Raw genomic sequence first — 21,314 nt, 5'->3', positions numbered from 1 at the left:
CTCCTCGCTTCTAATCGAGCCTGACTTGCTGGCCGTATTTATACTTTTTCCTTGAGAGGCCTCAATTATTACGTAAAAAGCTGCCCACAGTTGGATGTGAATGACAATAAAAACAGCCTGCATAAGGCAGGCTGCAGGAAAATATAGATAAGATCAAGCATGACCGAATGGTATGCAGTAAAGAAAGCTCGTTAAAGTGCTTCCATTTCAACGCTAATTACATGTTTAATTTGTTTTAATTCATAGTAGACATCTGTTGCATATAATTTTTCATTAACTAAAATAGTTAGATCCATTTGCTGCAAAGTCCCTTCCTGTACATCCTTGATGCGGACTTTGCTTGCTTTCATGCCTTTTTGTTTCATTTGCTTTAATATTTCCGTCATTTTTTCATCATTATCTACTATGATTTTTACCTTTAATTGCTTCTCTGTTAAAGCCTTAGGTCCAATCCACTTAAATATAATTGGAAATATTTCTACACTAATGATAATTAAACAAGTGGAAATAATTGCTTCCATCCAAAAGCCAGCCCCACAAGCGATTCCAATGGCCCCCGCTCCCCAAACAATGGCAGCAGTCGTCAGCCCCGAAATAATATCATTATTTCTTCTAAGAATAACTCCTGCTCCTAAAAATCCAATTCCTGATACAATTTGGGCGGCCAGCCGAAGTGGGTCCATTGGTTTTTCGTACGGGATCGCAAAGTGGTTAGCTGCATCAATCGAAACATCTGTAAGCAAACAGCTCGTGATCCCAATGACAACACACGTTTTCAAACCAATGGGCTTTTTCTTAATTTCCCGCTCTAAACCAATGATCATAGATAAGATAGTAGCAACACCCAGATTAAAAATAAAATCACTGACTTCGATAGACATATCTCCCCTTCTCCTTTGCGAACACGACCGTAATCCATTCGATTTTTTAATAACCTTCTCTGCCGTTTTTTAATCCAATTATATCGGATCATTTATAAAAATATAGAAAAAAGCTGCAAAAGCAGCTTTGAAATTGTCAAAAAGAAGATTTTAGCATCTCCCTCTTTAAGTGTACGGTTAAGGACTTGGTTAACAGCCTAAAAGCGGTTATTCACGTCTCCTTTAAGGAAGCGGCGAGGTCTAACAGCTCTTTTGCATGCTGCTTCGTTAAATCCGTCATTTCCACTCCAGAAATCATCCGGCCAATCTCCCGGACCTTGGCTGCATTTTCCAACGGCTCCACTACTGTTCTTGTCCGCCCATCTTTCATTACCTTTGAAATATACAAATGGGTATCCGCCATGGCTGCCACCTGCGGCAAGTGAGAAATACAGAGTACTTGCGAATGGATGGCGACCTCATAAATTTTTTCGCCAATCGCCTGGGCAACACGGCCGCTTACACCAGTGTCAACCTCATCAAAGATGATGGAAGTAATCCCTTGATGCTGAGAAAAAATCGTCTTCATAGCCAGCATAATCCGTGACAATTCTCCGCCAGATGCTACTTTCGAAAGCGGTTTAACTGGTTCTCCTGGATTGGTGGAAATGTAAAATTCTACTTCATCCAGTCCGTCTTTTTTAAAGGGCTTTGTTCGGTCTCCACCACTCTCCTCCAACGTTGCAAACTGGATCTCAAAAACCGTCTTGTCCATATATAATTGCTTAAGCTCCAAATGGATAGCATCCGTTAACTTTTTGGCTGCCTCCTGTCTTAAACAACTCAGCTGTTCTCCTTCCAGCAGTAAATCTTTTTCGTAGGCAGAAAGCTCTTTGTACAGCTTTTCAATATGGGTTTCCCGATTCGTTAGCGTCTCAATTTCCTCTTCAATTTTGGCTCCGTATTCTAAAATTTCTTCAATAGAGCCGCCGTATTTTCTTTTCAATTGATTGATCTCATTCAATCTCGTTTCAATAATATTAAGGCGATTTGGATCAAATTCTAAGCTATCTAACGCAGAGCCTGCATGCCGGGCTGCATCTTCCAGTACGTAAAAACTTTCGGAGACAGCCTCATAAACCGACTTGTAAGATTCATCAATTTCGGCGGCTGCTTCTAGCTGCGTCATCGCCAATCCGATCCAATCCAGCCCTCTTCCTTCTCCTTGCAGTGCGTTGGCCGCATTTTGAACGGATTCGTATAGTTTCTCGAAGTTGCTAAGCTTTCGTTTCTCTTCTAACAACTCTTCGTCTTCATGCAATTGCAATTCTGCTTTCTGAATTTCAGAGAGCTGAAACTGAATTAAATCGAGGCGGTGAGCCATTTGCTGTTCATTCTCACTCAACTGGCTGATGGACTTCGCTGTTTGTTCATATCGCTTATATACTTCGGCATAGCTCCCTTTGGCAGCTAGCACTTCCGTTCCGCCAAAATGATCAAGTAAACGCAGGTGCTGACTGGCATCCATTAATTCTTGGTGTTCATGCTGTCCATGAATGTCAACAAGAGCTGACCCGATTTCACGTAAAATGCCAATTGTGACAAGCTTTCCGTTGATACGGCACACGCTCTTGCCATTTGCCGAAATCTCGCGGCGAATGATGATCGTTTCTTCTTCCACATCAATGCCAAATTCTTGCGCCTTCTTCAAACAAGGATGATCCGGGCTATCAATTTGAAACATTCCTTCTATTTCGGCTTTTTTTTCTCCGTGGCGAACAAATTCCGATGAACCGCGGCCGCCAACGAGCAAGTGAACCGCATCAATAATGATGGACTTCCCTGCACCTGTTTCACCCGTAAGTACAGTCAGTCCTCTTTCTAGTGATACGTGAAGTTCCTCAATAATCGCAAAGTTGCGTATAGACAATTCCTGTAGCAAAGTCAGTTCACCTCAAATCAAAGCATTTCTAAAAAACGTTCCGAAATGACAGACGTATGCTCGGGAGCGCGGCAAATAAGCAAACACGTATCATCACCACAAATAGTGCCCATTATCTCTTCCCAATCTAAGTTATCAATTAACGCCCCCACTGCTTGGGCGTTGCCCGGAAGTGTTTTCATAATAACAAAATGTCCGGCAGAATCGATGCTGACGAAAGAATCTACAAGTGTGCGCTTCAGTTTTTGCAAAGGGTTAAAGCGCTGATCCGCCGGCAGGCTATATTTATAACGGCCGTCCATTAATGGGACTTTTACTAAGTGCAATTCTTTAATATCGCGGGAGATGGTTGCTTGCGTAACGTTGTAACCGAGTTCTTTTAAATAATCAACTAATTCATCCTGTGTTTCTATTTCATTATTGGCAATAATTTCTCTTATTTTAATGTGACGTTGTCCTTTATTCATCGTTCATCACCTCATAGATCGTATAAATATACCTGAATATACGACATTTTATCTTATTTACCCACTAATGTATAGTGTTCAAGACTTTTCAGATAATTAAATCTATTCAACAGACTCCTCCTATAGACAGCTATTGCTTTTCGTTACAACCAACTGTTAAAAAAACACATTCGTCTTTAAGAGAATCAATAAATTATTTAAAAATGCAACACACCTTATTCACTGAGCGCTTCTCTTAAATGAGAAAACTGGCCAGAAACTCCTGACCAGTTTTCTAATGCAACTAATTCGTTTTTTTAACTTGCTTTAGTTCGGAATGAGCAGCCTGTACAACTGACTCCACCGTCACCTCTAAAAAGTTCTGTCCTACTATCGAATCTGCTTGCGGCCAAGTCAAGTGAATCAAAAATTCAATATTGCCATCGCCGCCGGTAATCGGTGAAAAGGAAAGGTTTTTGACGTCATAGCCAAGCCCGATCGACAAATTGATAATTTTTTCTACTACTTCCTTGTGAATAGCCGGATCCCGGACAATTCCCTTTTTGCCAACCTGCTCTTTTCCTGCTTCAAATTGCGGTTTAATGAGCGCTACCGTATCGCTTCCGGGTACGAGCAGCGTTTTTAAGACAGGCAAAATGAGCGAAAGCGAGATAAAGGATACATCAATGGTGGCAAACTCAGGAGCCCCCTCCTTGAGATCCTCTGGCGTGACGTAGCGGAAGTTTGTCCGTTCCATCACTACAACCCGCTCATCCTGACGAAGCTTCCATGCTAGTTGGTTATATCCGACATCAAGCGCATAAGATAGCTTTACTCCATTTTGCAAGGCACAATCAGTAAATCCACCGGTCGACGAGCCAATATCAAGCATAATTTTATCTTTAATATCGAGATCAAAGACTTTTAATGCTTTTTCCAGCTTCAAGCCGCCGCGGCTTACATAAGGAAGCATATTGCCTTTTATTTGCAGAGGAGCATCGGAGGAGATTTTTTCACCAGGCTTATCAAGTCTTTCTTCGTTAGAATAAACAAGACCTGCCATAACAGCACGCTTTGCTTTCTCTCTTGTCTCAATAAGGCCTCTCTCCACGAGCAGCACATCAATACGTTCTTTTTTCGCTTTCATACTTATGCTCTTTTCTGTTTTTTTGGTGTCATCGCTGTTAACTTACGTACAGCCGTCTCTTCTGTTAATCCGATTTCATCAAGTAACGCATTGACGCTGCCATGCTCAATAAAGCAATCCGGAATCCCCATACGGTCGATGACATGCCCGTAAAAACCGTGATCATGGGCAAATTCAAGCACCGCGCTCCCGAAGCCTCCTTGCAGAACAGCTTCTTCAATCGTTAGAATCGGCATATTGGCTTCCAAAATAGCCATTAGCATCGCTTCATCAAGCGGTTTGATAAAACGAGCATTGACAACCTTAATGGATAATCCCTGTTTCTCCGCAAGTGCGGCTGCTTTCATTGCCATCGGAATGGTCGTGCCAAAAGTCAGGATCGCTGCGTCTGTGCCTTCCCGCAGCACTTCCCATGAGCCGATCGGAATTTGCTTCAGCTCTTCGTCCATTGCTACTCCCGATCCATTGCCGCGTGGGAAACGCATAGCAATTGGTCCATCGTCGTACTGGATTGCTGTATTGACCATATGCTGGCCTTCATTCTCATCTTTCGGCATCATCAGTACCATGTTTGGTATGTGCCGCAAAAAAGCAATATCAAATACGCCTTGATGCGTTTCTCCATCCGCTCCCACAAGTCCTGCCCGGTCAATACCGATAAACACATTTAAATTTGGGCGGCAAATATCATGGACAACTTGGTCATACGCCCGCTGTAAAAACGTAGAGTAAATCGCAAGAAACGGCTTCATTCCTTGGGTAGCTAATCCAGCAGCGACAGTAGCGGCATGCTGCTCGGCAATCCCGACATCAAACATCCGGTCAGGGAACTCTTCAGCGAATCCTAATAATTTAGATCCAACAGGCATTGCTGGCGTAATCGCCACAACCCGATCATCTGTACGAGCAATCCGTCTCACCGTCTCACTGACAAGGGCGCTCCAAGCAGGCGGTTGTCCAACTGGTTTAATTAAATCGCCAGTATCTATTTTATATGGACCAGTCCCATGCCAGGTTCCCTTTGTATCGAGTTCGGCCGGGCCGTATCCCTTTCCTTTTTTAGTTAAAACATGCAATAAGACTGGGCCTTCTGTCTTCTTGGCATATTGCAGATTTTCCAATAATTCTTCATAGTTATGTCCATCAATCGGACCAAGATAGGTAAACCCAAGCTCTTCAAAGAACATGCCGGAAACGAGTAAATACTTTAAACTGTCTTTTAAACGCTCAGCCGTTTGCGCCATTTTCCCGCCGACTGCCGGAATTTTTTTCAATAGACCTTCTAGCTCATCTTTCACCCAATTGTACTTGCCAGCAGTCCGCAGACGGCCAAGTATGCTGTGAAGCGCCCCTACATTCGGAGCAATCGACATTTCATTATCATTTAAAATGACGATCATGTTCTTCTTTTCGTGACCAATGTGGTTAAGAGCTTCCAGCGCCATTCCACCAGTTAAGGCTCCATCACCAATGACAGGTACAATATAAGATTGTTCTTTTTTTAGATCTCGAGCGATGGCCATTCCCATTGCTGCCGATAAAGACGTAGAGCTGTGGCCAGTCTCCCATACATCATGCTCACTTTCCGCCATTTTAGGGAAACCGCATAACCCTTTGTATTGACGGAGCGTTTCAAATTGGCCTGCCCGTCCAGTTAATATTTTATGGACATAAGATTGGTGGCCGACATCCCATATAATTTTATCTTGCGGGCTGTTGAAACAGCGATGCAGCGCAACAGTCAGCTCAACAACTCCAAGATTAGGACCAATATGGCCGCCCGTTCTTGACAAATTTTCGATCAAAAATTGTCGAATGTCCATGCTTAACTCATTTAATTCATCAATCGTCATGCTCTTTAAAAAGGCAGGACTTTTAATAGATAACAGATCCAATCGGATCACTCACTTTCATAACTGTGTCATTTCACTTTCTTTATTATAACGCGATCATTATTTTACACAACTTTTCACCTGAAAAACAGACAGCTTCAACCAGCTTTTTATATGGACTGCTTTGAAAAAATAGCCGCTAACACAGCGCGTGATAACGGCGATTCCATCAAAATAATACTGTTATTATATCACACAGAACAATCCACAACAATTTTAGTCAATTTTCTTATTGATCACGTGTCGCAATTAAATCAACAAGATCTAGAAGGAGAGCAGATTCTGCCTTTGTTTGAAGAAGGGCTTCGCGTGCCAAATTGGCATGTTGAGCTAATTGTGCTTTTGCCCCTTCCATTGTAAGTAAAGACGGATAAGTGCTTTTATGATTAGCCGAATCGCTGCCAACCCGTTTGCCGAGCTTTTCTTCTGAACCTTCCACATCTAAAATATCATCTTGGATTTGAAAGGCAAGTCCAATGTGAAAGGCATATTGTTCAAAGTACTTCAGCTGTTCCTCAGTGGCGCCAGCAAGCAAAGCTCCAGCCATCACACTGTAAGCAAGCAAACGGCCGGTCTTGTTTTTATGGATATATTCCAGTTCAGAAAGCGTTAACTCTTTCTGTTCTCCTTCAATATCAGCCATTTGGCCGCCCACCATTCCCTCAGGTCCGGCTGCTTCTGCTAACCATTTCATTAACACGACTTTTTCTTCGTTTGAATAGCTTTCGTCCTGAGCGATGACTTGAAAAGCATACGTTAATAAGGCATCTCCTGCTAAAATAGCAGCAGCCTCTCCAAATACCTTATGATTCGTCGGCTGTCCTCTTCTAAGGTCGTCATCATCCATGCTCGGCAAATCGTCATGGATAAGGGAATACGTATGAATCATTTCAAGTGCAGACGCTGCTGCAAGACCGATGCGGGGGTTTTTTTCAAAAGAAGCAAGCGTCGCAAAAATCAACATTGGACGAATCCGCTTTCCTCCTGCCTGCAGTGAATAATCCATCGCTTCTTTCAATACAGCTGGCGCTTGTAAGGCCGCTACCAATTCTTTTAATTCTCTTTCTAAAACTTCTTTATATTCCTTCATAAAAGCAGATAGTGTAGCTGTCATCTTCATTCCCCCTCGTCAATAGAAAACTCTTTTTCGCCATCATCCGTTATTAATTTTGCTAACTGTTCTTCTGCCTGGCTCAGCAAAGTATGGCAAAAGCCGGATAGCTCCATGCCTTTTTGATAAAGGCTTAAAGCTTTTTCTAATGGCACATCTCCCTCTTCCAGCTTCATGATGATAGACTCCAGCTTGTCCATTGCTTCTTCAAACGTGATCTCTTTATTCTCCATTCTTTTTCACCTCAATTGATTCAACTTGACACATAAGATGGCCATCAGCCAGCTGCACTTTCACCTGTTCTCCCACCTGTACTTCCTTACTTGATTTCACAAGCTTCTCTTCTTTATCGTAAGCAAGGCTGTAACCCCGTTCCATTATTTTTAACGGACTCAAGGCATCAAGCATGGAAAGATGCTGGCGAAGATCTTCTTTCTTGTTTCGCAAAAGCAGGCCAATCTCCCGATTAAGAGAAGCGTCTAAACGGCTGATTTGCTGCTTCGCCTCCTTCATCTTTCTCTCTGGATGACTTCGGCGCAGTCTCTCTGTTAAGTCATTGATTTTCGCTGCGGTATTTTTTATATATAGGAATTGTCCTCTTTCAAGCATCTCCGTTAAACGGTCAAGCCGCTCCTGCTGCTGTCTGTACAAAGCGTGTGGATTGCGGAGAATGTACGCATTTCTCGCACTTTCATACCGCTTTCTCTCGCGCCTGATTTTCTCCGATATCGCCCGAATCAATCTCGTTTTTCGGACAAACACCTTTTCCAGCACCTCTTCTAGATGCGGAACAGCCATTTCAGCACCAGCCGTCGGCGTGGGCGCTCTCTTGTCGGCGGCAAAATCAGCTATTGTAATATCTGTCTCATGGCCGACGGCTGAAATAACAGGAATCACCGAGAAATTAATGGCCCTTGCTACTGCTTCTTCATTGAAAGCCCACAATTCTTCAATGGAGCCCCCGCCGCGGCCAACGATGAGCACATCCGCCCGTTCATCTTTGTTAGCCCGCTCGAGCGCCGCGACGATGGACGGCGCGGCATTTGCCCCCTGTACAAGAGCTGGATAAATGAGCATTTCCGCCACTGGATAACGGCGCTTAATTGTTGTAATAATATCCCGGACGGCCGCCCCTGTTGGCGAGGTAACAATCCCAATCGTTTTTGGGTAGACGGGCAGCGGTCTTTTTCTATTTTCGTCAAAAAGCCCTTCTTTCGCAAGCTTCGTTTTTAACTGCTCAAAAGCAAGGTATAAACTGCCGATGCCGTCTGGCTGCATGGATTTCACATAAATTTGATATTGCCCGCCGCCTTCATAGACGGTAATGTCTCCTGTAACAAGTACTTGCATGCCGTTCTCTGGCTGGAATTTAAGCGACCGATTAGCAGAGGAAAACATAACGGCTAGAATACGTGCTTTATCGTCTTTTAGCGTAAAATACATATGGCCGCTTGAATGACTTTTAAAATTGGAAATCTCCCCTTTAACATACACATTCGTTAAATGAGGATCCGCATCGAATTTTCTCTTTATGTATTTTGTCAGTGCTTTAACGGTTAAATAGCGTTCGACTTCCATTTTTCATTCCACCTTTTCCGGTCAAGCTAAAAAGCTGCCCCCTCATTATAACATGATTAGGAGACAGCTTTTTATAGAAAGATTATTTAACAGCCTGTTGTGCTTTTTGTTTCGCTGACTGTACTGTATTGTAAAGCAGCATCGTAATGGTCATCGGACCGACACCGCCCGGTACTGGCGTAATCGCAGCGGCTGTTTCTTTCGCGCTTTCAAAGTCTACGTCGCCGCACAGCTTGCCATTTTCATCTCGATTCATGCCGACATCAATAATGATCGCTCCTGGCTTGAAGTCGTCTTTTTTCAGGAATTTCGCTTTTCCGACTGCCGCAATGACGACGTCTGCTTGTCTAGTAAAAGCAGAAAGATCCTTTGTTTTTGAATGGCAAACCGTGACCGTTGCACTTTCTTTTAACGATAATAGAGCTGCCGGCTTGCCGACAATGTTGCTCCGCCCTACAACGACAACATGCTTGCCTTCTAGAGAAATATTTTCTCTTTCAAGCATTTTGATAATGCCGTACGGCGTACACGAATAAAAGGCTTCTTTGCCGATCGCCATTTTCCCAACATTAACTGGATGGAAACCATCTACATCCTTCTCTGGAGAAATTGCATCAATGACCTTATCTTCAGACAAATGGGCTGGTAAAGGAAGCTGCACAAGAATTCCGTGAATAGCCGGATCCTCATTTAACTCAGCAACCTTTTGTAAAAGCACCTCTTCAGATAAGTCTGCCGGATAACGGTAAATCTCAGAATGAATCCCCACTTCAGCACATGCTTTGTCCTTGTTACGTACATATGTATGAGAGGCCTGGTCATCTCCCACCAAAATGACTGCCAAGCCGGGTGTAACACCATTTGCTTTTAATTTCTCAATTTCTTTTTTTAATTCTGTGCGAATATCTTGTGCAATTGCTTTGCCATCGATAATAGCAGCTGCCATTATTTTTCCCCCTTCGTTCTTGACTCTTTTACAAAGATTCCTGAATTCTTGATAGTACACCATTGATGAATTTGCCCGCTTGCTCGTCACTAAATTGTTTAGCAAGCTCGATCGCTTCATTGATAGCGACTTTTACTGGCACGTCATCTCCGTATTTCATTTCAAACACAGCAAGCCGCAGAATATTCCGGTCCACTCTAGCTAAACGGTCAAAGGACCATTTTTCTAAATGCGCTTTGATTGTCGCATCAATTTCTTCCAGATGTTCAAAAGTCCCTTTTACACTTTTACTTAAATATTCGTCAGCTGCCTCTTCTCCTAAAACGTTGGCAATTGCTTCTTCCGGTTCTGCGCCGCTTACATCCATTTGGTAAAGTGCCTGCAGGCTTTTTTCACGTGCTGTACGTCTTTTCATGTATTGTATACTCCTTTATTTAGCCTTTTTCTGCATTATAAAAAGATAATAGCACATATTCAAAGGAAATCCATCTTCTTCTGAAAAAACCTGCCATAGAAAAAAACCAAAGGGGGAAAGCCCTTTGGTTTTCTGCTTACACTTCTGAAGCGAAATCGCTTTCAGTATTTTTTGTATCGAATTGGACACCCACTACGTGAATATTGACTTCTTCCGCTTCTAATGCTGTCATGTTTAACAGCGCTTGGCGGATGCTGTCCTGAATTTTTTGTGCCACGCTTGGAATAGACACTCCAAAGGCAATCACACAGTATACATCGATTTTGATGCCTTCTTCTGTTAAATCTACACGGACACCTTTCCCGTGATTTTTCTTGCCGAGGCGTTCTACTACACCAGATGCGAAGCTTCCACGCATTTTCTCCACGCCTTCCACTTCTGAAGCGGCAATACCGGCAATCACTTCAATCACTTCTGGTGCAATTTCGATTTTGCCAAGGCCGTTATCGCCATTGCTCATTTCTAGTACTTGATTTGCTGCTTGATTGTTTTCTGCCACTCTTTACACCTCCGTTTTCATTACATCATACTTTTCAAGAAACTTCGTATTAAATTCTCCTTCAACAAACTGATCATGCTCAAGCAATCTTAAGTGGAATGGAATCGTCGTATGGATACCTTCAATCACAAACTCACTCAACGCTCTTTTCATACGGGCAATCGCTTCTTCACGAGTTGCACCATAGGTGATTAATTTAGCGATCATGGAATCATAGTATGGCGGAATCATGTACCCTGGGTAGGCAGCAGAATCCACACGGACACCGAAACCACCCGGCGGCATATAATCTGTAATTCTTCCTGGAGAAGGCATGAAGTTCTTCTCAGGGTTCTCGGCATTAATACGGCATTCGATCGACCAGCCTGTAAATTCTACCTCTTCCTGTGTCAAAGACAACTCTTCTCCTGACGCAATTCGGATTTGTTCTTTAATCAAATCCACGCCCGTTACCATTTCAGTTACAGGATGTTCTACTTGAATACGGGTATTCATTTCCATGAAGTAGAATTTTCTTTCCTGGTAGTCATAAATGAATTCCACCGTTCCTGCCCCTGTATAATTAACAGCTTGTGCTGCTTTAACAGCGGCATTTCCCATTTCCTCGCGGGTTTTGGCGTCTAATGCCGGTGAAGGTGTTTCTTCGAGCAATTTTTGCATACGACGCTGAATCGTACAGTCACGTTCTCCAAGATGAATCACGTGGCCATACGTATCGGCAACTACTTGAATTTCTACATGACGAAAATCTTCAATGAATTTTTCTAAATATACACCAGGATTTCCGAATGCAGTAGCCGCTTCCTGCTGAGTCATGTTAATGCCTTTTTTCAGCTCTTCTTCATTTCGTGCTACACGGATTCCTTTTCCGCCGCCGCCTGCCGTTGCTTTAATAATGACAGGATAACCAATATCAGCAGCGATTGAAAGACCGTCTTCGATCGATGGAATGATTCCAGGTGAACCTGGCACAATCGGCACGCCAGCTTTTTTCATCGTCTCGCGTGCTACATCTTTCGTTCCCATTTGAGTAATGGCTTCTGGTGACGGACCAACAAAAATAATGTTACATTCACGGCATAGCTCAGCAAAGTCCGCATTTTCTGCCAAAAAGCCATATCCCGGATGAATGGCATCACAATTCGTTAGCTTAGCCACGCTAATAATATTCGTGAAATTCAAATAGCTGTCTTTAGAAGCTGTCGGCCCAATACAGTACGCTTCATCAGCAAGCTGAACATGGAGAGCTTCCTTATCGGCTTCAGAATACACCGCTACCGTTTCCACATCGAGTTCTTTACAGGCACGGATGATCCGTACTGCAATTTCGCCGCGGTTGGCAATTAATAACTTCTTAATCATTCCGCTCTCTCCCTTATTGAGGTTTCACTAAAAATAACGGCTGTCCATACTCTACTAGCTGGCCGTCCTTTACAAGAACCTCTACAATTTCTCCGTCTACTTCCGCTTCAATTTCATTGAACAGCTTCATAGCCTCTACAATACATACGACTGTATCTGTTGAAACTTTTGATCCTGCTTTTACATAAGCCTCGGCATCTGGAGAAGGCGATTGATAAAATGTTCCTACCATAGGAGAAGTGATTTTATGTAAGTTTTGATCTGCAGCAGCTGGCTTTGGAGCTTCTTGTACTGGTGCTTCCTGAACAACCGGTGCTACTGCTGGCGCAGGCGGAGCAGCTTGTACAGGAGCGGCTACGGGCTCTTGTACAGGAGCTATCTGTGGCGCAGCTGAATATGTAACGCCTGAATGTTTCTTGATTTCTACTTTGCTGCCTTCAGATTCAAATACAAACTCTTCAATTGACGATTGGTCAACAAGCTTAATAATTTCTCTAATTTCCTGTACTTTCATTCATTGGACACCCCTTGAAAGATTATGACTAGATACTAATATCTTACGATAATATCTAGCGGAACTTCAACTGAAAAGTTAATTGAAGCTTGTATTGTTCATTTTAGCCCTTTTTTTAAAAAGATGAAATAAAAAATCTTACTTTTAGAAAAAACAAAAAGCTCTTTGATAAAAAAACTCCTGCCAAAACTGATCACTGCCAGTCCTAACAGGAGTTCTTTTGATGAGTAAAAAACAGATTAGGTTCGTCTTTACTTAACCGGCTGGAACTCAACAGCGACCGGCTGCTGCTTACCAAGCTCGTCCCTTACTAGCCGAATAATATCATTGGCCGCGGCCGCTGAATGCTCATTGGACTTAACTGTAATCCGAACATTCTCTCCATCTGCCCGGACGAGAGCATCTGAATATCCTTTGGACTTAATGAGTGTCTCCAATAAATTTTCTTTTGTCGCTAGTTCTGTCAGCTTCTCCATTTCTTCATAGGCTGCATTTTTATCTTCTGCTGATAATTCAGCCGATGCTACTTTCGCTGTCAACTCCTCTTTCATCTTGTTGCGGTCATCCTCCATTTCCATGCGAAGCATATCAAACGCTTCATCACCAGCCGATTCTGTAATAATAGCTGTCTGCTTATCTCCTGCTGCATTCTTCGTTTCTTTCACAGCCGTTTGACTGCCGTCTACTTTTTTCTCCATCACTTCAGTCGTTAACTCTCCCTCTTCCACAGGTGAAGCTGTCTCCGGCGACAGCTGCTCCGGCGAGGTAATATAGTAGACTGATAGAACAACAACTAGGCTTAGCATTGTCAGCAGCCAGACAGTTTGTTTTTTTAATAGCATTTAAGCATCCTCCTTTGGTTTTTTCGGCATGACTGCCACACGATGACTTGGCACATTTAACACCCTTGTTACGGATTCAATGATCCACTTTTTCACTTGAATGTTTTCAGCTCCTTCAGCCACAACAAGTACACCGCGAATATCAGGCTTTTTCATTTCTAGAATAACCGGCGCTTCCCCACCATCCTCTTTTACCATTACCAAATTTTCATCTCTTGTCTGGTCTGTAATCGTGCGTTCTCCCCCTCTCTTGTCCTGCTCCTTCGTTTCCTGGGTTTTAACAGCTGTATTCTTCTCAAATACCTTTCTCTCAGACGCTTCGATCGTGACAACGACTGTCACATTGCTGACACCAGCGATTTGCTCTAAAGCAGCGGTAAGCTCTCTCTCATAGGCGGCTTCAAAATCATCCGGTGTAGACGCGGCTTGTTTATTCCCCTCCTCAGAAGAGTCTTGCGGGAGGACAGCGTTTATTTCTTTCCTATCCTTTAAATCACTTAAAAGCATAAAACTAATGCCGATAATGGCGGCAATGGCCATCCACTTTGCCTTGTTAGCTGTTTTCTCCTCTCCGCTTTTTTTAGATGGGATTAAGGATTGCAGCCACTTAAAGCGGCTTTTACGGTCAACCAAGGCTGTCCCCCTCCTCTACCATATGAATATTCAATTGCTCTGTTGGAATATTCCACTTTTTTGAGAGAAAAGAAGCTAACTCTCTCTCTTCTTTTTGCCCCGGCTCTGTCTGCTTAGAAGCGTCAATGCTAATTTCTTTGACATACTCTTTGCCCGCACGATCCGAAACTGGGGCCATATAGACGTCAATGCGCTCAATGTTTTTTGGCAAGGAATTCTCCCATTTTTCCACTTGAATATTGATGTCCACGATCTCTTTGTGAAACGTTTGTTTAAGATCATTTTCGACAAGTGCTTGCAGCTGCTGTTCGCTTTCTTTTAAAATAAATAGTTCCTTAGAGGATTCTAGGCTACTCTGTTTACTGATAGCTGCTGTAGCCGCCTGCTGATCCGTTATCGTGCTATCTGCCCATCCCGCAAGCTTTTCTTCGATATTGACAGAAAGTATTTTCCATATCGGCTGCAGCATAACAAACAATAAAAGCAGTCCAATTACCACTTTGGCATACTGCTGAAAGCGATTAGAAGGCAGAAGCAAATCCACCACGGCAGCCAGTAAAAGAAAAGCAATGATACTTTCTAACCAATTAGTAAAAAAACTCATGAAGCTCGTTCCCTTCTTCAACGAATCATCATCGTCACATTACTAGCAGCGACCAAAATAACGATAGATAAAAGAAACATAAAAGAAACAATCACCAACGCTGCAAACACATAGGTCATATTTTTGCCGATAATCTCCAGGCACTCTGTGATCGTTTCATCGCCAAGCGGCTGTAAAATAGCACCAGCAATCTTATACACTAAGACAAGTGCAAAAATTTTTAAGGCTGGAAAAGCGACGATAAGCAGCAAAATTCCGGCCCCTGCAATTCCAATCGTGTTTTTTAAAAGCAGAGAAGCGCTCATCACAGTATCTGCCGCTTCCGTAAACATCTTTCCAACAACCGGAATAAAGTTTCCGGCAAAAAATTTAGCTGTCCGGATAGCTAAACCATCTGCTACTGCTGCTGCCGATCCCTGAATGGATACAATCGCTAAATAGATCGCCATGAAAGCACTTAAGAGTCCAACACTCCAATGACGAAGCAAGTCAGCCAGCTTCGTAGCTTTATAATGAGTAGAAAACAAACTAACAACACTCAATAAGGTAGAGAAAAATAATAGCGGTAACACTACCTTTTGAATGACCAGTCCGCTAATATTCATTAAAAACAGCAGAAATGGATGAAAAACAGTAGCTGAAATAGCTCCCCCTGTTGAAGCTAAGAGTGCCAGCAAAATCGGCATGAGCGCCAATAAAAACTGGATCATTTGGTCAACCGCCTCTGTCGCATACTCCATTGCCAGCCGAAAGCTGTTTAGCGCCAAAATAAGCAGCACGATCAGCACGACGCTATAGGCTGTTTTGCCGACAGTTCCCTGCTCAAAGGCATTTTGGAGAATTTGCAAAAAAACAGAAAAGACGGTTAAAAGAATAAGGGTGCCAAGCAGTTTTCCATTCGCATACAGTTCGTGGAAAACAAAGCTCAACAGCCCTTTCGCCCAAGTGCTGAAAGAAAAGGCTTGTCCCTCTTTGAAAAGATCTGTGAGCGGCTGCCGTTCTGTTTCGGGTAAATATTGTCCGTATGTTTTTAAAAGCTGATCCCAATAGACAGACAGATCATTCATGCCAAGCTGCCCAAGCTGTTCTTCAGCGACCGCTCCAATATCCGGACTTTCCTTTTCTTCCTGTTCTGCCTGCACGGAAGCAGCGGCAGGGAGAAAAAGCACCAGAAACAGTAAAGCGATTTTTTGACAGAGCCGCATCGTTTCACCGCCTTCCTCCATCCCTCTCTTCTCTGCCTGTTGCTGCTTCCTGGTGGAAAATATAGTTAAATAGCTTTAGAGCAGCTTTCGGCTAACCTATTTTCCTGGAAGCATCGTTAAAATCGTTTCTATCAAAATCGTTAAAATCGGGATCGCCATCGATAAAATAATGACCTTTCCCGCGAGCTCCATTTTAGCGGCTAACGCTTCCTGCCCGGCATCTTTCGTAATTTGGGATGCAAACTCAGCAATATAAGAAATACCAATGATTTTTAAAATCGTTTCTACATACACAAACTCCACTTCAGCCTGTGCGGCCAGCTTTTTAATCATCAGAATGATCTCAGCAATCCTGTCAGCTAAAAATAAAAATAACCCGCTTCCAACAAACATTACGAGTAAAAAAGCGAAGATCGGCTGTTGTTCCTGTAAGAGAAGAGCCAAAAAAACTGTCACAAGAACAACAGCAGCTACTTGGATAATTTCAATGGTTCTCCTCTCCCGTCAGTGAAATAAAAATACTTCCCTAATCTTGTCAAACAATTCCTCTATGATGGAAACGATCAAAAATAAAATATAGACGAAACCCAGCAGCGTCACCCATTGGGCATATTCTTTCTTTCCTACCTGTTCGAGAATCGTATGGAGGAATGCGACGACTAAACCGACACCGGCAATTTTAAAAATCATTTCCACCTCAATGCCCATTTTCTTCCTCCTTTCTGCTAAAACAGCAGAAGCACGATTAACAGACCGCCCATTACACTCAAACTTCTCAGCATTTTCCCGTATCTTTTTTGCTTTTCATAGGCTTCTTCTTCCTGACGCTCCAAATGCTTCAGCGTGACAAGAATTTGTTTCTGCTCGGTCTTACGATCATGCTTGCCAACCGTTTCTCCAAATTCTAAAAGGATCGCTCGTTCGCTTTCCATTAAGGCTGTTTTAGGCCAAATAGCCGCCAAACTCTTTTTCCATGCTTCCTTTGCATCCAATTCTGTCGATGTTAACAGCTCGCTAAATAAAGCAAACAATTCATTTATCGGCGGCGGCAGCCGTTCAGACAGCTTTCTGGCTGATTCGTGTAAGGGAGTAAACCCATATACGATCTCGGCTTCTAGTGTTTGCAAGGCAGAGCGAATGAAACGGATTTGCTTTGGCCTGTCACCTAATTTTTTCGACTGCTCCATACCGATGCAAAAAGAAGAAAATAGTATAAGCAGCGCTCCTATCCACTTCATTGTCCCATCCTTGCCGGAGACATTAATTCCTGCCCAGATTGATCAAGCACTTTAAACGACCTTACTCCTTTTTCAGAAGAAAGTTCGATGAATCGCTCAAATGCTCCACTTTCTATCATAGCCTGCACGATCGGCCGGCGAACGACTTCACTGTAGCTGGACCCGTGAGCGGTGGCGATTAAGGTAATGCCCGCATTAATCGCTTCCGCTACAGCCTGTCCATCCTCCACTCTGCCTATTTCATCGGCCACCAATACGTCGGGACTCATCGAACGAATCATCATCATCATTCCCTCTGCTTTCGGACAGGCATCCAGGATATCCGTTCGCAGCCCGATATCAAGCTGTGGAATTCCTTTTACACAACCGGCAATTTCTGAACGTTCATCTACAATGCCTACTTTTACAGGCGCTATATCCTTTTGCTTGATCCCGGTCCCTGTGGCGGCTGTTCTTGCTAAATCCCGAAGCAATGTTGTTTTTCCCGTTTGTGGCGCTCCAATAATTAATGTATTTTTCCACTTTCCCTCAAAAAGCCAGGGGATGAGCGGATAACAAACACCCGGCTTTTCCCTGGCGATCCTTAAATTAAAAGAAGAAAGGTAGCGTAACGCTTTTACTTTTCCCTCTTCGAGAATGACCTTTCCTGCCAAGCCAACGCGATGACCTCCCTCGATCGTTAAATAGCCGCATCTTAACTCTTCATCCAGCGCGTAAAAAGAATGCTGACTCAGTTTATTAACAAGAGCTTGTCCTTCTTCAAGAGTAACTATATGAGACAAGTGAAAAGGGCGACCAGCAATCACTTCGATCGGCTTGCCGATGCGCACCCTGATTTCTTCAATTTGACTTTTCAGTTCGGATGGCATGGCATTGATGGTTTCCTTCAATGTTTGCGGCAAATAAGCATATATCGTTTCCATAGGCGCTTCCTCCTTTTTCTCCTCCTTTTTATTCAATGTATGTGCTGAATTTCAAGATATGCCGACTCTATTTTCTTAAAAGAAAAAATGGCCGGAATCATCCGGCCATTTCATTATCGCTGGCAAATCTTCTCTATAAATAAAAAAACCGTTCCTAAAAAGGAACGGTCCAGGCTGTTGTCAAATGCTCGCTTTCTTCGTTGCCCGCCTGCCTGCGGTGCTCATGACCTTGATGGCCACTCTGCTCCTTGTCAAGTTTCGCGCCTCGAAAGACAACCGTTTTCAACTAGCCTGAGGAATTAAACATAGACTTTGTCTACACTCTGAACCGCCCTCAAAAGGAACAGTCCTTTTTGCTTTTAAGCACGGGAAATATAGCTGCCATCATCTGTATTAATGACAAGAACGTCTCCTTCATTCACGAAGAATGGCACTTGAACGGTTAAGCCTGTTTCAACTGTTGCTGGCTTTGTTCCGCCTGAAGCTGTGTCGCCTTTAATACCTGGCTCCGTTTCAATAACTTTCAATTCTACTGTATTTGGAAGATCGACTCCAAGCGTCTCTGTTTGGTACATCATAATGGAAACTTCCATGTTTTCTTTTAAAAACTTCAACTCATGTTCAATTTGGGAAGCAGGCAATTCAATTTGCTCATAAGATTCATTGTCCATGAACACGTGCTGATCACCATTTGCATAGAGATATTGCATTCTACGGTGGTCAATTTGTGCTTTTTCAACTTTTTCCCCTGCACGGAATGTTTTTTCTTGAATGCTGCCATTACGTAAGTTGCGCAGTTTAGAACGAACAAAAGCTGCTCCCTTACCAGGCTTAACGTGTTGGAAATCGACTACACGCCAAAGACCGCCGTCTACTTCAATCGTTAAACCTGTACGAAAATCGTTTACTGAAATCATGTTGTATTTCCTCCTGTTTCCTTAAAGAATAAGTAAATCTTTTGTGGAATGCGTGAACGTTTCATTGCCTGTGTCTGTGATTAACGTATCATCTTCAATACGTACACCGCCAACCCCTGGCAAGTAAATACCCGGTTCAACTGTCACAATCATTCCCGGTTTCAGAACCGTATCAGAACGGAAGGAAAGTGCCGGCCCTTCATGAACTTCGAGCCCGATGCCATGACCGGTTGAATGGCCAAAGTACTCCCCATATCCTTTTTCAGTAATATAATCGCGAGTAATAGCATCCGCTTCTTTTCCTGTTAAGCCGCCTCTGATCTGCTCCATCCCTTTTAACTGGGCATCCAGCACAATCTGATAAATTTCCTTCATTTGTTCAGATGGTTCTCCCACTGCAACGGTCCGGGTGATATCGGAAACATATCCTTTATAATAAGCTCCGTAATCCAATGTCACCATATCGCCTTTTTCGATCACCTTATCACTCGCTACACCATGAGGCAGAGCGGATCGTTTGCCGGAAGCTACGATCGTATCAAAGGAAGAAGAAGTTGCTCCCCATTTTCTCATAAAGAACTCCAGCTCGTTGGAAACCTCTAGTTCGGTCATTCCCGGCTTGATAAACTCAATGATATGTTTAAAGGCAGCATCAGCAATATCGGCCGCTTCCTTTAATATCTTAATCTCTGAATTATCCTTAATCAAGCGCAATTTTTCAATCAATTCACTGACCGGCACTAATTCTTCTTTAAAGAGGCTTTTGAGGGTTTCATAAGTTTGAAAAGTCGTGTACGCTTTTTCAAATCCAAGCCGCTTTATACCTAGTTTTTTCGCCTGTGCCACCACTTCTTCATACAGCGTTCCTTTATGCTGAACAATCTCAAACTCTTCCGCTTGTTTTCCAGCCTGTTCTACATACCGGAAATCAGTGATGAATACAGCTTTCTCATCAGAAATAAGAGCTGCTCCCGCAGAGCCGGTAAAGTTTGTCACATAGCGGCGATTATAGGGACTCATCACAAGCAGGCCATCTATTCCCACTGTTTTCATTTGCGCACGCAGTTTATCTACTTTACTCATTAGTTTCTCCCTTCCCTCATCTATGTATAAGTGCCTGTAAAGCCAATTCGTACCCGATAAAACCGAGACCAGCAATTTGTCCAGCCGCTACAGGCGCTATAACAGAGTGCTCCCGAAATGGCTCACGACTATGAATATTGCTAATATGCACCTCAATAACAGGAACTGAAATCGCTGCTATCGCATCTCGAATAGCATAGCTATAATGAGTAAATGCTCCCGGGTTAAAAATGATACCATCCATTTCTTCATCTGCAGCCAAGTGAAGTCTGTCAATTAATTCCCCTTCGTGATTAGATTGAAACGCACTGACACTTATGCCCAACTCTTTTCCTTTGGCCATGATCCGGCTTTCTAAGTCTTCAAGCGTTTCATGACCGTACACTTCCGGCTCTCGTTTGCCAAGCCGATTTAGATTCGGCCCGTTTAGTAAGAGAATGTTTTTCATGTAATCTCTCCGCTTCCCAAATATAGTTACATGAATATTTTAACATATTTAAATTAACTAAAACTACTTACCCGTTTGCGTTTTCCCAAGCATTTAACCTCTTTTCCCTTAAGAGATGCTGTTCATATCCGTAGGAAATAGAATACCCAATAAATAAGCCGTAGAGAATAAGTAAACAAAGTGTTGTCGATAAGGTGTTAGCATTGAGTTTTTGCCAGGAGGGAATGCTCGCTAACAAAGGATGAATGATCACAAATAAAAAAATCCAAAGGGCTACCCCAAACAGAACACCACTCCAAATGGTTTTGCTCTTCTTTAACAAGAAATAATAAACGATGGCTAAGAGGATAGACACACCCGTGTGGAAAATCATGCCGGCTGCTACTCGCCAAAAGCCACTTTGAATTTTTGGCAGATTTACATATTTGACGACCGCATTAATGTCTATTGTCATAAAATGAAAGTAAGCAGCAAATTGAGCCAGCCCTCCCCAGATGAGCCCTCCAAACAACCCGATCACTAATGCATAACTTAAAGGAAATTGAGCTTTTTGTTCTTTTCCTTGTCTATTTTCCATTGTGCACCTCCAAAAAATGAGTCAAAATAGGCAAAATACGATTACGAAGTGATTCAGCTTTTATTTTTGCTT

At 43.0% G+C, this 21,314-nt stretch carries 25 protein-coding genes; all 25 read right to left on the bottom strand.

What is annotated here, in order from left to right:
- Nucleotides 1-191: 191 nt before the first annotated feature.
- Entirely contained in the window at nucleotides 192-881 is a 690-nt protein-coding gene (locus tag A8F95_RS02890; protein WP_065409142.1) for an MgtC/SapB family protein, read from the bottom strand.
- A 211-nt stretch (nucleotides 882-1,092) separates the two neighbouring features.
- On the bottom strand, nucleotides 1,093-2,802 hold the full coding sequence (recN, locus tag A8F95_RS02885) for a DNA repair protein RecN (protein WP_065409141.1): 1,710 nt from the start codon (nucleotides 2,800-2,802) through the stop codon (nucleotides 1,093-1,095).
- Nucleotides 2,803-2,819: 17 nt separating this feature from the next.
- Nucleotides 2,820-3,269 carry a transcriptional regulator AhrC/ArgR gene (gene ahrC, locus A8F95_RS02880; protein WP_049663093.1) on the bottom strand — a complete coding sequence of 150 codons (450 nt, stop codon included), beginning with the start codon at nucleotides 3,267-3,269 and terminating at the stop codon, nucleotides 2,820-2,822.
- Between the two features lie 283 nt (nucleotides 3,270-3,552).
- Nucleotides 3,553-4,395 carry a TlyA family RNA methyltransferase gene (locus A8F95_RS02875; RefSeq protein ID WP_065409140.1) on the bottom strand — a complete coding sequence of 281 codons (843 nt, stop codon included), beginning with the start codon at nucleotides 4,393-4,395 and terminating at the stop codon, nucleotides 3,553-3,555.
- Nucleotides 4,396-4,397: 2 nt separating this feature from the next.
- Nucleotides 4,398-6,290: a 1-deoxy-D-xylulose-5-phosphate synthase gene (gene dxs, locus A8F95_RS02870; protein ID WP_065409139.1), complete on the bottom strand. Its 1,893-nt coding sequence runs from the start codon at nucleotides 6,288-6,290 to the stop codon at nucleotides 4,398-4,400.
- Nucleotides 6,291-6,516: 226 nt separating this feature from the next.
- Complete coding sequence (locus A8F95_RS02865; RefSeq protein ID WP_065409138.1) at nucleotides 6,517-7,401, bottom strand: polyprenyl synthetase family protein; 885 nt, start codon at nucleotides 7,399-7,401, stop codon at nucleotides 6,517-6,519.
- A gap of 2 nt (nucleotides 7,402-7,403) precedes the next feature.
- The gene (xseB, locus tag A8F95_RS02860; RefSeq protein WP_065409137.1) at nucleotides 7,404-7,631 is read right to left on the bottom strand and encodes an exodeoxyribonuclease VII small subunit; all 228 of its coding nucleotides are present in this window, start codon (nucleotides 7,629-7,631) and stop codon (nucleotides 7,404-7,406) included.
- Nucleotides 7,621-8,976, bottom strand: a complete 1,356-nt coding sequence (xseA, locus tag A8F95_RS02855; RefSeq protein WP_065409136.1) for an exodeoxyribonuclease VII large subunit — start codon at nucleotides 8,974-8,976, stop codon at nucleotides 7,621-7,623. Before xseA ends, xseB begins: the two co-directional genes overlap by 11 nt.
- 82 nt (nucleotides 8,977-9,058) lie before the next feature.
- The gene (folD, locus tag A8F95_RS02850; protein WP_065409135.1) at nucleotides 9,059-9,922 is read right to left on the bottom strand and encodes a bifunctional methylenetetrahydrofolate dehydrogenase/methenyltetrahydrofolate cyclohydrolase FolD; all 864 of its coding nucleotides are present in this window, start codon (nucleotides 9,920-9,922) and stop codon (nucleotides 9,059-9,061) included.
- A gap of 28 nt (nucleotides 9,923-9,950) precedes the next feature.
- On the bottom strand, nucleotides 9,951-10,337 hold the full coding sequence (gene nusB, locus A8F95_RS02845) for a transcription antitermination factor NusB (protein WP_065409134.1): 387 nt from the start codon (nucleotides 10,335-10,337) through the stop codon (nucleotides 9,951-9,953).
- Nucleotides 10,338-10,473: 136 nt separating this feature from the next.
- A complete protein-coding gene (locus A8F95_RS02840; protein WP_049666602.1) occupies nucleotides 10,474-10,857 on the bottom strand; it encodes an Asp23/Gls24 family envelope stress response protein in 384 nt (127 codons plus the stop codon).
- Nucleotides 10,858-10,899: 42 nt separating this feature from the next.
- Nucleotides 10,900-12,258: an acetyl-CoA carboxylase biotin carboxylase subunit gene (accC, locus tag A8F95_RS02835; protein WP_065409133.1), complete on the bottom strand. Its 1,359-nt coding sequence runs from the start codon at nucleotides 12,256-12,258 to the stop codon at nucleotides 10,900-10,902.
- 13 nt (nucleotides 12,259-12,271) lie between these two features.
- The gene (accB, locus tag A8F95_RS02830; RefSeq protein ID WP_065409132.1) at nucleotides 12,272-12,772 is read right to left on the bottom strand and encodes an acetyl-CoA carboxylase biotin carboxyl carrier protein; all 501 of its coding nucleotides are present in this window, start codon (nucleotides 12,770-12,772) and stop codon (nucleotides 12,272-12,274) included.
- Between the two features lie 251 nt (nucleotides 12,773-13,023).
- The gene (locus A8F95_RS02825; protein ID WP_049663114.1) at nucleotides 13,024-13,614 is read right to left on the bottom strand and encodes a SpoIIIAH-like family protein; all 591 of its coding nucleotides are present in this window, start codon (nucleotides 13,612-13,614) and stop codon (nucleotides 13,024-13,026) included.
- Nucleotides 13,615-14,247: a stage III sporulation protein AG gene (spoIIIAG, locus tag A8F95_RS02820; RefSeq protein WP_065409131.1), complete on the bottom strand. Its 633-nt coding sequence runs from the start codon at nucleotides 14,245-14,247 to the stop codon at nucleotides 13,615-13,617.
- Complete coding sequence (gene spoIIIAF / locus A8F95_RS02815; RefSeq protein ID WP_065409130.1) at nucleotides 14,240-14,851, bottom strand: stage III sporulation protein AF; 612 nt, start codon at nucleotides 14,849-14,851, stop codon at nucleotides 14,240-14,242. The genes spoIIIAG and spoIIIAF overlap by 8 nt, the downstream gene beginning before the upstream one ends.
- Before the next feature lie 17 nt (nucleotides 14,852-14,868).
- Nucleotides 14,869-16,077 carry a stage III sporulation protein AE gene (spoIIIAE, locus tag A8F95_RS02810; RefSeq protein ID WP_065409129.1) on the bottom strand — a complete coding sequence of 403 codons (1,209 nt, stop codon included), beginning with the start codon at nucleotides 16,075-16,077 and terminating at the stop codon, nucleotides 14,869-14,871.
- A gap of 75 nt (nucleotides 16,078-16,152) precedes the next feature.
- Nucleotides 16,153-16,545 (bottom strand): stage III sporulation protein AD, encoded by a 393-nt coding sequence (gene spoIIIAD / locus A8F95_RS02805; RefSeq protein ID WP_269429938.1) that lies wholly within the window; start codon nucleotides 16,543-16,545, stop codon nucleotides 16,153-16,155.
- Between the two features lie 15 nt (nucleotides 16,546-16,560).
- A complete protein-coding gene (gene spoIIIAC, locus A8F95_RS02800; protein ID WP_065409128.1) occupies nucleotides 16,561-16,764 on the bottom strand; it encodes a stage III sporulation protein AC in 204 nt (67 codons plus the stop codon).
- A gap of 17 nt (nucleotides 16,765-16,781) precedes the next feature.
- Nucleotides 16,782-17,294: a stage III sporulation protein SpoIIIAB gene (gene spoIIIAB / locus A8F95_RS02795; RefSeq protein ID WP_065409127.1), complete on the bottom strand. Its 513-nt coding sequence runs from the start codon at nucleotides 17,292-17,294 to the stop codon at nucleotides 16,782-16,784.
- Nucleotides 17,291-18,217, bottom strand: coding sequence for a stage III sporulation protein AA (gene spoIIIAA, locus A8F95_RS02790; protein WP_065409126.1), 927 nt, complete (start codon nucleotides 18,215-18,217; stop codon nucleotides 17,291-17,293). The genes spoIIIAB and spoIIIAA overlap by 4 nt, the downstream gene beginning before the upstream one ends.
- Nucleotides 18,218-18,576: 359 nt before the next feature.
- A complete protein-coding gene (efp, locus tag A8F95_RS02785; RefSeq protein WP_065409125.1) occupies nucleotides 18,577-19,134 on the bottom strand; it encodes an elongation factor P in 558 nt (185 codons plus the stop codon).
- 21 nt (nucleotides 19,135-19,155) lie between these two features.
- A complete protein-coding gene (locus tag A8F95_RS02780; RefSeq protein WP_065409124.1) occupies nucleotides 19,156-20,217 on the bottom strand; it encodes a M24 family metallopeptidase in 1,062 nt (353 codons plus the stop codon).
- A gap of 16 nt (nucleotides 20,218-20,233) precedes the next feature.
- The gene (gene aroQ, locus A8F95_RS02775; protein WP_065409123.1) at nucleotides 20,234-20,665 is read right to left on the bottom strand and encodes a type II 3-dehydroquinate dehydratase; all 432 of its coding nucleotides are present in this window, start codon (nucleotides 20,663-20,665) and stop codon (nucleotides 20,234-20,236) included.
- 67 nt (nucleotides 20,666-20,732) lie between these two features.
- Nucleotides 20,733-21,242 (bottom strand): YqhR family membrane protein, encoded by a 510-nt coding sequence (locus A8F95_RS02770; RefSeq protein ID WP_065409122.1) that lies wholly within the window; start codon nucleotides 21,240-21,242, stop codon nucleotides 20,733-20,735.
- Between the last annotated feature and the right edge of the window lie 72 nt (nucleotides 21,243-21,314).

This window comes from Pseudobacillus wudalianchiensis, assembly GCF_001685015.1.
In the GTDB taxonomy this organism is placed as follows: Bacteria; Bacillota; Bacilli; order Bacillales; family Domibacillaceae; genus Pseudobacillus; species Pseudobacillus wudalianchiensis.
The sequence above is the reverse complement of the archived record's forward strand: the minus strand, read 5'-3'. Positions and strand labels throughout refer to the sequence as shown.